The 12,615-nt window shown below is 53.4% G+C and carries 10 protein-coding genes; 7 read left to right on the forward strand and 3 right to left on the reverse strand.

Annotated features, from left to right (window positions below; all coding sequences use genetic code 11):
• Positions 1–35: 35 nt before the first annotated feature.
• Positions 36–677 (reverse strand): TetR/AcrR family transcriptional regulator, encoded by a 642-nt coding sequence (locus NF683_RS02330; RefSeq protein WP_089039678.1) that lies wholly within the window; start codon positions 675–677, stop codon positions 36–38.
• Between the two features lie 81 nt (positions 678–758).
• Here NF683_RS02330 and fabF point away from each other — a divergent pair, with 81 nt between their 5' ends.
• Entirely contained in the window at positions 759–2,024 is a 1,266-nt protein-coding gene (gene fabF, locus NF683_RS02335; RefSeq protein WP_253921172.1) for a beta-ketoacyl-ACP synthase II, read from the forward strand.
• A 212-nt stretch (positions 2,025–2,236) separates the two neighbouring features.
• Complete coding sequence (locus tag NF683_RS02340; protein ID WP_253921173.1) at positions 2,237–3,040, forward strand: helix-turn-helix domain-containing protein; 804 nt, start codon at positions 2,237–2,239, stop codon at positions 3,038–3,040.
• On the opposite strand, the gene NF683_RS02345 is transcribed toward NF683_RS02340, so the two are convergent.
• On the reverse strand, positions 3,037–3,645 hold the full coding sequence (locus NF683_RS02345; protein WP_253921174.1) for a TetR/AcrR family transcriptional regulator: 609 nt from the start codon (positions 3,643–3,645) through the stop codon (positions 3,037–3,039). The two genes, NF683_RS02340 and NF683_RS02345, sit on opposite strands and share 4 nt — an antisense overlap.
• Positions 3,646–3,863: 218 nt before the next feature.
• Between NF683_RS02345 and NF683_RS02350 the strand changes: the two genes are divergently transcribed.
• The 5 genes from NF683_RS02350 (at position 3,864) to NF683_RS02370 (ending at position 11,489) form a co-directional block, all read left to right on the forward strand.
• Positions 3,864–5,066 (forward strand): efflux RND transporter periplasmic adaptor subunit, encoded by a 1,203-nt coding sequence (locus tag NF683_RS02350; RefSeq protein WP_253921175.1) that lies wholly within the window; start codon positions 3,864–3,866, stop codon positions 5,064–5,066.
• Entirely contained in the window at positions 5,063–8,161 is a 3,099-nt protein-coding gene (locus NF683_RS02355; RefSeq protein WP_253921176.1) for an efflux RND transporter permease subunit, read from the forward strand. The genes NF683_RS02350 and NF683_RS02355 overlap by 4 nt, the downstream gene beginning before the upstream one ends.
• A complete protein-coding gene (locus tag NF683_RS02360; protein ID WP_253921177.1) occupies positions 8,161–9,585 on the forward strand; it encodes an ATP-binding protein in 1,425 nt (474 codons plus the stop codon). Before NF683_RS02355 ends, NF683_RS02360 begins: the two co-directional genes overlap by 1 nt.
• Before the next feature lie 16 nt (positions 9,586–9,601).
• The gene (locus NF683_RS02365; RefSeq protein WP_089039685.1) at positions 9,602–10,321 is read left to right on the forward strand and encodes a response regulator; all 720 of its coding nucleotides are present in this window, start codon (positions 9,602–9,604) and stop codon (positions 10,319–10,321) included.
• A gap of 148 nt (positions 10,322–10,469) precedes the next feature.
• Positions 10,470–11,489 (forward strand): alpha/beta hydrolase family protein, encoded by a 1,020-nt coding sequence (locus NF683_RS02370; RefSeq protein WP_198361367.1) that lies wholly within the window; start codon positions 10,470–10,472, stop codon positions 11,487–11,489.
• Here NF683_RS02370 and NF683_RS02375 read toward each other — a convergent pair.
• The gene (locus tag NF683_RS02375; protein ID WP_253921178.1) at positions 11,486–12,589 is read right to left on the reverse strand and encodes a helix-turn-helix domain-containing protein; all 1,104 of its coding nucleotides are present in this window, start codon (positions 12,587–12,589) and stop codon (positions 11,486–11,488) included. The two genes, NF683_RS02370 and NF683_RS02375, sit on opposite strands and share 4 nt — an antisense overlap.
• Positions 12,590–12,615: the final 26 nt, after the last annotated feature.

The following is a 12,615-nucleotide window of genomic DNA, read 5'->3' on the forward strand; positions in this document are numbered from 1 at the left end:
CAACATATCGAGACTCTCTTCAGTAGATGGCCGAACTACTGTGCTTGCATCATACGCTCCGCCTCAGCTTCGCTGACCCCGAGCATCAGTAAAATCTGGCGTTGTGTGGCTAACAACACCTGCTTTCGTTCCACCTCCCCCGGCAAGCTTTTGGCAATCGCAACGGCCCCTACCAGAGAGGCCAATATGACCCGAGACTTATCAGCAATCGCTTTGCGGTCATTGGCAAAGGGAAGTTGTTTCAGCTTACTCAGCGCGATCAAGCGCGTTTCCAGCATCTTTTTCATACTCATATAGGACGCTTCAAACAGGGTGCGAATTTCTGCTTTTTCACTGCCTATTTCATTGAACAGTACCGCTTCAGGCCCCGGCCTATGCTTAGCTTCCAGCTCTTGGAGATTGCAGTAGTTAGCGACTAACTCGGTTAAGTGCTGCAACGAAAGCGGGCCTTTTACCAGCCTAGCCGCCCGACTGTTATCAATGGTCAGGCGAACGGACTCATTGTATAGGGCCTCTTTTGAAGCGAAATGGGCATAAAAGGCGCCATGCGTCATCTTGGCGAGCTTCATGATCTGGCCAATCGAGACCTTTTGAAACCCATAGCGACTGAATAGCTCCGTCGCCGAAGCCAAAATGCGCTCTTTTGTTTTCGATTTATGGCTCTTGGGATAAGGCATAGCTACCTCGTCAGCTAAATATTATCTTGATCATATATTGGCCGTTGCTAGGGTGACCCTATCAATAACTCAGGAGTCACTATGCACTCACCTATCGTGATTACCGGCATGGGTATGGTCAGCCCACTAGGCAACAGCGTCAATACGACTTGGCAGCGGCTGATTAACGGCCAGTCTGGCATCAGCACCATTGACCGCTTTGACACAAGTCATATCCCGATCAAAATTGCCGGGGTGGTGCCGAGTATTGACCGAGACCCCACCGGCGGTATTAATCTGAATGAGATAGCCGACCCCAAAGAGCAGCGCAAAATGGACTTGTTCAGCCTCTACGCATTGGCGGCAGCTAAAGAGGCGCTATCGCAGGCCAACTGGTTCCCCGTTGAGCAGGCCCAAAAACGCAGAACGGCCACCATTATTGGTTCTGGCATTGGCGGCTTCCCTACCATTACACAAGCTCAAAAAACCCTTGCTGAGCGCGGCTATCGCAAACTTTCCCCCTTCACGGTGCCCGCCTTTCTAGCCAATTTGGCTGCTGGCAACCTGTCCATTCGTTATGGTTTTCAAGGCCCTCTCGGTTGCCCGGTGACGGCTTGCGCGGCTGGCCTACAGGCGATTGGCGACGGTATGCGCATAATACGCAACGGAGAAGCTGATGTTGCCGTCGTCGGCGGCGCCGAGGCGTGTATTGACCCGCTGTCACTGGCCAGCTTTAACGCGCTAAAGGCCGTTTCCACAGAAGCAGACAATCCTGAACGCGCGTCCAGACCCTTTGATAAAGCCCGTAACGGTTTTGTGATGGGAGAAGGCGCTGGCGTTATGGTGATCGAAACACTTGAGCATGCGGTCGCGCGGGGCGCAACGCCGTTAGCGATCATTAGCGGCTACGGCACCAGCGCGGATGCCTACCACCTGACGGCAGGCCCGAAGGATGGGGCCGGCGCAGCAGCTGCGATTCAAGCGGCGCTAGGCATGGCGGACCTTACCGCGGATGACATTGACCATATCAATGCCCACGCCACCTCGACGCCCGTTGGCGACCGAGCTGAAGTTGCCTCATTGCGTAACGTATTCGGTGAGCGTTTGCCGGCCATCCCTATTTCGGCAACAAAAGCCGCCACAGGACACCTATTAGGCGCAGCAGGGGGCATTGAGAGTATTTTTTCTGTATTGGCAGTCAATAATCAGCAGCTTCCGCCCACCATCAATCTTGAGCACTGCGATGATGATATGCAGGATTTAACCTTCGTCACGGCGACTCATCAGAAGCACGTTACTAAGCATGTATTGTGCAACGGATTCGGTTTCGGTGGCGTCAATGCAGCGCTGATTATCAGCACTGTCTAGACGGTTTTAAGAGCCATTGTTAAGGCCGAGCGAAGCTTCATATTTAAGCTTTCGCCGGTGTGGGAGCGGCGCTGCGGGTGTCCATCATCTGGCCTCGCAAGATTCTAATTAAAATCAGGCCTGATTGACGTGTTACGTGGCTATTGCACTATGAAGAGCGAAGCGTCACATTAGCCGCACCGTCGCCGACTGAGAACGCTGAAACCGCTCCCATGCATGATGATTTTGTGGCCAATTTACGCCTGCTATGCAGCTACTACCCGTCTATTGCGGACGTTTGCCGCCGCTTATCCATTAACCGTGCTCAATTCAACCGCTACCTCAGCGGTCGCTATTACCCAAGCCACGCCGCGCTGCAGCGTATTTGCCACTTTTTTGGGGTAACCCCAGAAGATATTGCGCTGCCTCACCACGACTTCCGTGCGCTGGTGCAAACCGGCCAACTCAATGCGGATACTTCACCGAACACCCTGCCCTGGCCTAATGCGTTGATTCAGCGGGGTAGCGAAGGTATGGAGCGTTATCTAGGTCGCTACTTCGAGCTTTACCACTCAATGTCGCGCCCTGGGCATTTGATGCGCACGTTGGTGTGCTTAGAAGCCAGAGAAGGAGGTGTGGTGTACCAGCGTACCGAACGTATGCAAGTCGCTCTGGGAAAGCGGCCCTGTCATAACCGGTACGTAGGAACTGCCGTTAAACTTGCAGACCGGCTATTTTTGGTTGACCACGAAACCCTCAATGGCCATGAAATCACCCAAACTATTCTGTTTCCCAGCTACCAAAGCCAAGTCACACGCTTAACCGGATTAAAAATGGGGGTGGCTGATAACAGTGAGCGTATGCCCTGTTGTGTGCGAGTGGTCTATCAGCGCTTAGATGAACAGATAAGTTTGCGCTCTGCGTTGGCTCAGTGCGGTCTGCTGTTATTGGACGACCCGTCGCTAGATGAGTCGCTGCTGGCAGCCGTGCGCAATGACGTGGCTAGCGGAGAGCACCATTTTCGCGCACGTCACTAACGGCTTGCTTCACAGGACGCTGATGGCGCCAGCACATGGGCAAATAAAATCGACTCAAAGTGCTCCATAGGAGCGACTGACTTAAGCGTTTTAGCGCGCAATATAGCGCCTTCCCATCCCGACAATATAAAACTAGCCAGGGCTTCTGGAACAATTGCCTTATCGATATCATTCTGATTTTGCGCTTCTTTCAGGCAGACGGCTAAACGCTTCTCCCAGCGCTGGAACACCAAGTTAAGTGCATCACGGAAGGTGTCACTCTGGCCCGAAAGCTCCTGCCCCAGGTTACCAATCAAGCAGCCAGTGGTGTGGTCGCAGTCCAACATATGCTCACGCCCTGTGGCGAAGTAACGCCGTATGCGCTCTAACGGCGGCAACGAAACATCTTCAAACAGTGTTGCCAAGCGTTCATCATACTGACTGGCAAAGCGCTCGATCACCGCCAACCCAAAATCTTCTTTGCTGGAAAAGTAGTGGTAAAACGATCCTTTAGGCACACCACAGGTCTTTAAGACGGCATTAATACCCGTCGCATTGTAGCCCTGCTGGGCAATCAGCTCGGCACCGGTTTCAATTAACTTATCGCGAGTGGCGGTGTTTTTCATGACGTCACATTAACCAGTGAATTTAGTGCTTTGCAAAATAATAATGACAGGTATTGTGAGGCCCGTCAGCGGTTAAACCGCACGATGCAGCGATGCTTAATGGGTTGCACGCTATTTGCACATTGCTTACCTAATCATTGCTTGCGTATCGGTGATGCTAGCATGATACGCCATTTTCTCTGGAATTTTCGCCCTCAGCCAACGGATGCCGCGCGGTAATGACCTCCTCTCACTTTCACGCACCTTCTCAACAAGGCCGTATCGGTTTCGGAGCCTTGGCAGCACTACTGGTTTTCGTTGGCGGCTTAACCTTGGCTTGGTGGATTATCAGCCAGCCGCCTCGCGTTGAACGCCGCCCGCCACCGCCCGCCGCACCACCCTTAGTGGATATCATGACGACTGAAGAGCGCCTGCAAGCGCCTATGCTTAACGGTTTTGGTCGAGTAGAAGCAGAGAAATCCACCATGTTAGCCAGTCGGGTGGCTGGTCAGCTAGAACGCTTTGGCGAAGGCGTTCTTCCAGGCCAAGTCGTCGAACAAGGAGCGCCGGTTGCTTATATCGATCAGGCCGATTTACGTCTGATTCTCGAAGATGCCGAAGCGCAGTTGGCCAACGCGCAGGCGCAGTTAGCACTAGAACAAGCGGAGCAACAGCGCGCCCGAAGTGAGTATGAATCGTTTGGCCGCCAACTCAGTGCTGAGCGCCGTGCATTGGTGCTCCGTGAACCACAGCTACGCCAAGCTCAAGCTCAATTAACGCAAGCACGCGTGGTGCGAGACCAAGCGGCGCTTAATCTTGAGCGTGCCACGTTAACTGCCCCTTGGCGAGCCATGGTGCAAGACCGCTTGGTTGGCGCGGGGACCCTGTTAAGCCAGGGTACTGAAGTACTCAGTTTGGTTGGTGTTGAGCAGTTTTGGGTTCGCGCTTCGTTGCCGGGGGATATTTTGAGTTGGCTAACGCCGGGCAGCCGCGTCACGCTTACCAGCCAAGGCTGGCCGGAAGGAGCAAGCAGAGAAGGTAACTTAATTTCTATTCTGCCAAACCTGGAAGAGAACGGCTTACAGGCGCAGCTTTTGATCGCCGTGAATGACCCGCTGTCGCTAGAGCAAGATGGTCCTGCACTGCGCCTTGGCGATGTGCTGCGTGTTGCCTTTCATAGCACAACCCAGGAGCCGCTCATCGCTCTGCCTTCTGCAGCATTGCGTCCCGGCGAGCAGGTATGGTGGGTAGATGATGAAGATCGCCTACACAGCACCCATGTCACCCTGGCCTACCGCGGGCAGGAAACGGCGCTGGTACGCAGCGGTTTAGTCCCCGGACAACGCGTGGTTATTGCTGGCTTGGCTCAACCTCGTGAAGGCCAGCAAGTCCGCATTCGTCAGCGAGGCGACACGCCAGCCAGTGATGAGGAAAGCCCATGATTCGCCGTGGCCCACTCGCCTGGATGGTCGACCATGGCGTTGCCCCTAACCTGATGATGGTGCTGTTTATCGTTGGCGGCTTAATGGCATCCTTGGCCATCAAGAAAGAGGTTTTCCCGGAATTTGAAACGGAAATCATCCAAGTTAGCATCAGCTACCCCGGTGCCACACCGGAAGATGTTGAGCAAAGTTTGTTACTACCGGTTGAAGCTGCCATTGCCGACGTAGAAGGCATCGATGAATTAACCGCCAGCGCTGGCGAAGGTAGCGGCGTGGTCAGCGCCACGTTGATCGATGGCGTTAACGTGATGCGAGCCTACCAGGACATCCAGCAAGCCGTGAATGCCATCACCACCTTGCCTAACGCTGCGGATCCACCTCGCTTTACCCTAGCTGGCCGCTCTCGCAGCGTAGTGAGCCTACAGGTGTATGGCTCAGTTAGCTTAGCTGCACTCCATGACGCCGCGGAGGATGTACGCGCAGAACTACAGGCCACTAGCGGTATTTCCCGAGCAGAGCTCTCCGGCAATCGGGAACGTGAAATCCAGGTGCTTGTGGATGAAGAAGCTATTGAGCGCTTTGGGCTAGACCATCAGCAGCTTGCCAGCCGAATTGCCGAAGAAGCGCTCGACCTCGCCAGTGGCCAGCTCACTACCGCCGAAGGCGAGTGGTTGATTCGCTACCAGGGACGCCGCAACAGTGCGGATGAGTTTGCCGCACTCCCCATTCTCACCACTGCCCAAGGTTCACCCGTTGTGCTGGGCGATATTGCTCGGGTAAGCGAAGGATTTGCTGCAACCGATCGCGAGGAGTTCTACAACGGCGAGCAAGGCTTATCGGTGGATATCTATCAGATTGGCGATCAAACGCCGACGAGTATCTCTCAAGCCGTTTACGGTGAGCTGGAGCGGCTGCGCGATAACCTACCCAACGGGATACGCCTGGATGTTTCCAGAGATAGCTCAGAAATCTATGAAGACCGTCTGAACCTGCTGCTAAAAAACGCCTGGATGGGCTTGGCACTGGTACTAATTCTTATGGCACTGTTTCTTGAGGCACGATTGGCCTTCTGGGTAACGCTAGGCATCCCGACGGCATTTTTGGGTGCGATGCTGTTTCTGCCATGGGTTGGCGTCTCACTCAATATGATGTCGATGTTCGCCTTTATTATTGCCCTTGGCATCGTCGTGGACGATGCCATTTTGGTCGGTGAGAATATTTACAGCTATCGGGAACAGGGCTACTCACTGCGCGATGCCGCGGTGAAAGGTGCTCAAGAAATCGCCACACCGCTTACCTTTGCGATTCTGTCTAATATTGTTGCGTTCCTGCCACTCCTGTTTTTACCCGGCTTTTTAGGGCTTATTTTTGCTACCGTGCCAGTGGTCGTTACCACGGTCTTTATTATTTCTCTGGTGGAGGCTCTGTTTATACTGCCCGCCCACCTCGCCCACGCCAGCAAACCCCGCAAAACGCCCGCATGGCAACGCCCTATAGAAGCTGTTCGTCTACGTATGCAAAAGGGCTTGCATCACTTTACTTACCAGCAGTTTGAACCGTTTTTACAGCGCGCGCTTACTCAACGTCTGCTGACTGTATCCCTAGGCATCGCCTTGCTATGTGTCACGCTTGCCTGGGCAATGAGCGGTAGGCTTGGCTTTTCACTTATGCCCAGGGTGGAATCGGACCAAGTTCAAGCCAGCGTTACCCTGCCGATTGGCAGCAACATAAGCGTTAGCCGCGAGCTAAGCCAACAATTGCTCAATGCCGCCGAGCAACTTAGCGAACGCGAGGCAGCCCTCAGCTTTAGCAGTACCCGCAGCAGCCTGGATGGTGAGAGCCTGCAAGTGCGCCTGGATATCGCCAGAGAAAGTTTAGATGCCTGGCCTCCATCTCGAATTGCTCAGGAGTGGCGCGACTTAACAGGCGACTTAGTCGGCGCGCAATCAGTGCGCTTTGAGTCAGACTTCGGAGGCCCCGGTAGTGGTGCAGCGCTGAGCCTGCGTTTATCCCACCCAAACACCCAAGTGTTAGAGGCGGCCGCTGCGCAGTTGGCTGAACAACTGGCCGAATATGGGCTAACCGATATCGACAGCGGACTGGGAGACGGCAAACCGCAGCTTGAAATGCGCCTGTCTGCTGAAGGGCGCGCGTTAGGGCTAACGGGCAGCGATCTAGCCCAGGCGCTACGCGGCCCGCTACAGGGTGCTACAGCCATAGAACAATTTATTGGCCGCCGAGAAGTCAGCGTTGAGGTACGCCTGCCGGAACAAGATCGCGATAGCCTCAATGAGCTTTATCGGCTGCCGATCCAGACGCCTGACGGCCTAAGCGTTCCGCTGTCACGCGTTGCAGACATTACGTTAAGCCAAGCTTCTAGCAGTCTTCAACGTATCGATGGTCGGCGAATCATTACAGTGACCGCCGACTCGGAAGGCGACCAAGCAATTAACCAAGTGCTCGCCACGCTGCAGGAAGATGTTTTCCCCACGCTTAGCAATACCTGGGCAGGGCTTGAAGTGAGCATGGGTGGGCGGCAGCAAGATACCGCCGACAATTTAGCCACGTTGCGCAACGCCATGTGGTTAATGCTGGCCGCGCTATATGCATTGTTGGCTATTCCTTTCCGTAGTTACTTTCAGCCACTGCTGGTACTGGCCGCTATTCCGTTTGGTATTGTCGGGGCCGTTGCAGGCCATATGCTAATGGGGTTCGGACTATCGATTATCAGCCTACTTGGTATGCTGGCACTTTCGGGCGTGGTAATTAACGATGCTCTGGTACTGATTGATTATGCTAACCGTAAACGTCGTGAGGGCATGGATGCCCGTGAAGCAATCGTCGCCGCGGCGACTCGCCGCCTACGGCCAATTATGATGACCACACTCACCACGTTTTTAGGCTTGGCACCAATGATTCTAGAAACCTCTCGCCAAGCGCGCTTTATGATACCCATGGCCATTTCGCTAGGGTTTGGCATGCTATTCGCCACGGTTATCTTGTTACTGGTAGTGCCCTGCCTGTATTTAGGTTTAGAAAATCTACGCGAACGACTCAACAAACCACCCCAACCAAGCCATGAAGGAGCCAGCTAATGAAATCGCTCGCTTCGTTACGCCAGTGGCGCCCTCCTCGACTGGGTCTAAAGCTTTTTGTGGCTATTTTAAGCGTCAACGTAGCCATTGCAGCGAGCGTGTTTCTAGCAGTGACTTACAGTATTGATCGCGGCTTTTTAGAGTATCTCAATCAAGCCCAAGAGCGACGTGCTACGCTGCTGGCGGATGGGCTAATTACTCGCTGGGAAACCCAAGGCAGTTGGGAGTGGTTGGAGCAATCGCCAGAGCGCTGGCCCTATATTGTGCGTTTTGAGCTTGGCCAGGCACACCGTGATCGCCCTTCCCCTCTCGGCGAAGCTCAGGACTTCGCTTTACGCAATAGCGATGGCCGCTTCGTCGTCCCGCCTGCCGAGAGCGCACGCGGTTCAAACGGTTGGCGGTGGCTCACCCTGTATAGCAACGTGACCTCAAGCGGAAACAATGAAGCAATTGGAGAACTGGGGTTTCGTCCTCCGCAAGATATGATGGAGCGTATGGAAAGTCGCTTTCTAGAGCGCCAGCAGCGCAATTTGGGGCTTATTGTTATTTCTCTTGGATTAGCATCGCTGTTACTGGCAGGGGGGCTTTCCTGGTGGTTAGGCCGACGCACCCGAGCTTTGGCAGGCGCAACGCTGCGCTTAACCGAAGGTGATTATCACACTCGATTACCAGAACGCGGCCGAGATGAACTTTCCAGTTTGGCACGCGATTTCAACGTATTGGCGGCCACCCTAGAAGCTAGCCGTGACGCCAGAGCACGATGGGTATCAGACACAGCGCACGAGCTACGTACCCCGTTGGCAGTCCTGCGTGGTGAAATCGAAGCAATGCAGGATGGAATTCGTCCGCTAAACCAGGAAAATCTGAGCTCACTGGCTCAAGAAGTGTCTCAACTGGAACGGTTAGTCACTGACTTGAGGCTGCTTTCGCAAAGTGATGCAGGCGCATTAGATATTCAGCTAGCGCCGATGAACCTTAGCGAAAGCTTGAAAGGCCGTTTATCCGATGCCGACCGCTGGCTAGAAGAGAGCGGCCTGACCCTGTCAAGCCAGCTTACCCCCGATATCATGATACAAGGGGATGCCCAACGCTTACGCCAGCTCTGGAATAACCTGCTGGATAACAGCTGCGCCTATACACAACCACCAGGAGAGCTACGGGTTTCATTAACCTGCGAGGCTAGCCATGCTGTGATTACTTGGGAAGACAGTTCCCCTGGCGTACCTGAAAGCGAGCTTTCACGCTTAACTGAACGCCTATACCGTGTGGAAGGCTCACGTAACCGTGCAAGTGGCGGCAGCGGGCTGGGGCTCTCTATTGCAAGCGCGTTGGTCAATGCCCATGGCGGAACACTTTCGCCTGGTGCTTCTGAGCTAGGCGGCCTGAAATGGACGCTGCGCTTTCCGCTATTTATTGCCTGTTAATCTAAGCGAGCTGACTATGTCTGAGAATAGTTCATCCCAAGACGCCTCACTGCTCATTGTTGAAGACGAGCCTAAAATTGCCCGCTTAATGGCGGACTATCTGGAAAACAATAATTTTGCTCCGACCATAATTGCTAACGGCAACGACGTTATGCCCTGGCTAACCCAGCACGTTCCTGCATTAGTACTGCTAGATGTCATGCTTCCTGGTAAAGATGGACTAACGCTGTGTCGAGAAATCCGTCAACACTGGCCTAATTTACCCATTATTATGGTGACAGCGAAAGTCGAGGAAGTTGATCGTTTACTGGGCTTGGAGCTAGGGGCAGACGACTATGTTTGCAAACCCTTTAGCCCCCGCGAAGTGGTTGCCCGCGTAAAAGCCGTATTACGCCGCAGCCAAGCCGCAGCGCAAGTCGATGACGCCTCCGACACCACCCCGCAAGCACCAGTGACACTCGATGAAGAGGGCTGGCAGGCGCTTGCCAATGGGCACGACCTTGGCCTCACTGCCGTCGAGTTCCAACTATTGCGTGTCATGATGCAGTCCCCGGGACGTATCTTCAGTCGCGAGCAGCTAATGGATCACATGTACCGGGATAACCGCATTGTCTCGGAGCGTACCGTGGACAGCCACATTAAGAAGCTACGCAAAAAAATCCATGAAGCACTCCCCGAGCTAGAGATTATTCGCTCCGTTTACGGGGTTGGATATAAATATCAGCCAGAGGGGTAGTCATCGCTGCTAGTCAGTTGAAGCTATTCCAGAAGTCGTTTAGCGAGCTTTAGACCCACGGATGCGTCCTTGATCCTGTTTTAGGTCGTTGCGTGTCTTGGTGTTCCCCATAGTGATGACGTTGGTAATGACTATGAGGAACAGTGCGATGAAAATACTGCTGGGTTTGATGTTATTGATGCTTTGTATGACGGGCCAAGCATCTGCACAGTCGGCGGTGGGCTTTGATCAAACTATCTTATACGCAGACAGTGATCGCCCTTTGGAAACCAGTGTTTGGTATCCATCCCAAACGACTTCTCCAACTGAAAGAGTGGCTGACAATCCGGCGTTTTTTGGTACGGATGTCATACGGGTCGGCACTCCGTTGGCGGGTACCTTTCCGCTGGTTGTGATCTCACATGGTTATCGTGGCAACTGGCGTAATCAAAACTGGTTGGCCACCATGCTGGCGCAAGAGGGGTTTATCGTTGCATCGCTTGATCACCCTGGCACCACGAGTTTCGATCATTCCCCGCTAGCTGCCGCTCAGTGGTGGCAACGACCTCACGACCTGTCTCGCTTATTGGACTGGCTGTTAAAAGAGTCCTACCTGCTGCCATATATCGATACGCATAACATTTCAGCCCTCGGCCATTCACTGGGCGGCTGGACGGTGATGTTGTTAGCAGGCGCGCAGTTTGATCGTGACCAATTAACAGCAGCATGCTCAATCCAAAAGAATCCACGAGTCTGCGGCCTCATGTCGGAATTAGGTTTAAACACACCCCAAGCAGGCGAACCCACGGGCAGCCTGAGAGATGATCGAATCAAGCGTGTTGTCTCTTTAGACCTGGGGTTGGCACACAGCTTTTCTCGTCAGAGTTTGCAATCACTCACGACGCCGACACTCATCATGGCTGCAGGCGTCGATATAGGTGACACACCACAAGCGGATGAGTCTGGCTTTCTGGCGCAGTACATTCCAACGAGTCAGCAAACGTATATTGTTTATCCCGATGCGACCCATTTCAGCTTTATGCAACGGTGCAAACCGGGGGCGATTGAGTTAATCGAAGAGCAAACACCGGGTGACGGCATTATCTGCCTAAACGGTGATGGCCACTCACGGCAGGAACTTCACCACATCATCTACCAAGATATTCTAGCCTTCATCGGCGCCCATTAGGCCGTATCTTTACCCGCCGCTGCGCGCCGGAACGCGCTGGGCGTTTGACCGGTGACTCTGGAAAATTCCCGATTAAAATTAGATTTGGTCTGAAAACCCGAGTCTAGGTAAATCTGGGTGATGCTGCTATCGGTGGTGGTTAATAATATTTTTGCTCGCTCAATGCGGTATTCGTTAACCACTTGGGAGACATTACGCCCATAAACCTGATTAATCGCAGCGGATATCTGCCGCGCCGGGATGCAGACTTTGCGCGCAAGCCGATCCAAGGTCAGATCGGGATCGAGAAACACTTCTTGAGTAGAGAGCAACACGTCTATCTTGTGAACTATGTTTTCTACATTCAGGTTTTCTACATTCAGGTTTTCTGCATTCTGACCCTCTCCCCCATCGTCATTGAGCTGGTTGTGAGGTTGGTCTTTAGGTACTTCTACGGGCGCTTCTTTGTCATCTTGAGAGGATATTTCGTTAACACTTGGTGCGATGCTCAGGCTCACCATAACCACTGCAATGGCGAGTATTGGCAGCAATACCGCATGGCCGATAGTGAGAATCGTCAGTGCATGAGCACCCGCAAAAAGCTCAAAATCAACGACTAGAGCGCCATCAATACACGCCGACATCAAAAGCATCACGCCCGCCATGCGTTCTGCTTTTAACGCCTTGTCGATATCGGAAAAGCGCACTTGCTCGGGAGGGAGCGACGTTTTAAACGAAGCATGAATTAACGCGATACCGTATCCCACATAAAGAAGCGTCAACATAGGGTCTAGAGGCGGACGCCAGAATGGGTACGTCAGGGAGCCTAAGGTCACTAATACGGGGGGTATTACATGCCAGATTCGCAGCCTATAGCGTTGATGTGCACTGGAAAAGCAGTACCAAGCCGTAATAGGAATACAGGACGCCAAGATAGGCTGGAATAAGCGCAACAGCGGCCAATCAAATGTCCAACGTAGGCCCACCACCGTCGTTGTTAACGCACATAGGGCGATAAAAACAAACGCCGATGGCGTGGATTCTTCACGGCGCATAAACAATAACACCGCCAATATAGACAACAGCAGGGCCACCACAAAAGGCAATGGAATAGCGATCATTTCCGTTCCGTTGGGTTTATGGATCT

This window comes from Halomonas sp. MS1, assembly GCF_024182575.1.
Taxonomy (GTDB): domain Bacteria; phylum Pseudomonadota; class Gammaproteobacteria; order Pseudomonadales; family Halomonadaceae; genus Vreelandella.

Excerpts from the sequence above, each read along its gene's own strand:
- NF683_RS02330 (WP_089039678.1), bottom strand. The coding sequence starts at position 677 with ATGCCTTATCCCAAGAGCCATAAATCGAAAACAAAAGAGCGCATTTTG.
- fabF (WP_253921172.1), top strand. The coding sequence starts at position 759 with ATGCACTCACCTATCGTGATTACCGGCATGGGTATGGTCAGCCCACTA.
- NF683_RS02340 (WP_253921173.1), top strand. The coding sequence starts at position 2,237 with ATGCATGATGATTTTGTGGCCAATTTACGCCTGCTATGCAGCTACTAC.
- NF683_RS02345 (WP_253921174.1), bottom strand. The coding sequence starts at position 3,645 with ATGAAAAACACCGCCACTCGCGATAAGTTAATTGAAACCGGTGCCGAG.
- NF683_RS02350 (WP_253921175.1), top strand. The coding sequence starts at position 3,864 with ATGACCTCCTCTCACTTTCACGCACCTTCTCAACAAGGCCGTATCGGT.
- NF683_RS02355 (WP_253921176.1), top strand. The coding sequence starts at position 5,063 with ATGATTCGCCGTGGCCCACTCGCCTGGATGGTCGACCATGGCGTTGCC.
- NF683_RS02360 (WP_253921177.1), top strand. The coding sequence starts at position 8,161 with ATGAAATCGCTCGCTTCGTTACGCCAGTGGCGCCCTCCTCGACTGGGT.
- NF683_RS02365 (WP_089039685.1), top strand. The coding sequence starts at position 9,602 with ATGTCTGAGAATAGTTCATCCCAAGACGCCTCACTGCTCATTGTTGAA.
- NF683_RS02370 (WP_198361367.1), top strand. The coding sequence starts at position 10,470 with ATGAAAATACTGCTGGGTTTGATGTTATTGATGCTTTGTATGACGGGC.
- NF683_RS02375 (WP_253921178.1), bottom strand. The coding sequence starts at position 12,589 with ATGATCGCTATTCCATTGCCTTTTGTGGTGGCCCTGCTGTTGTCTATA.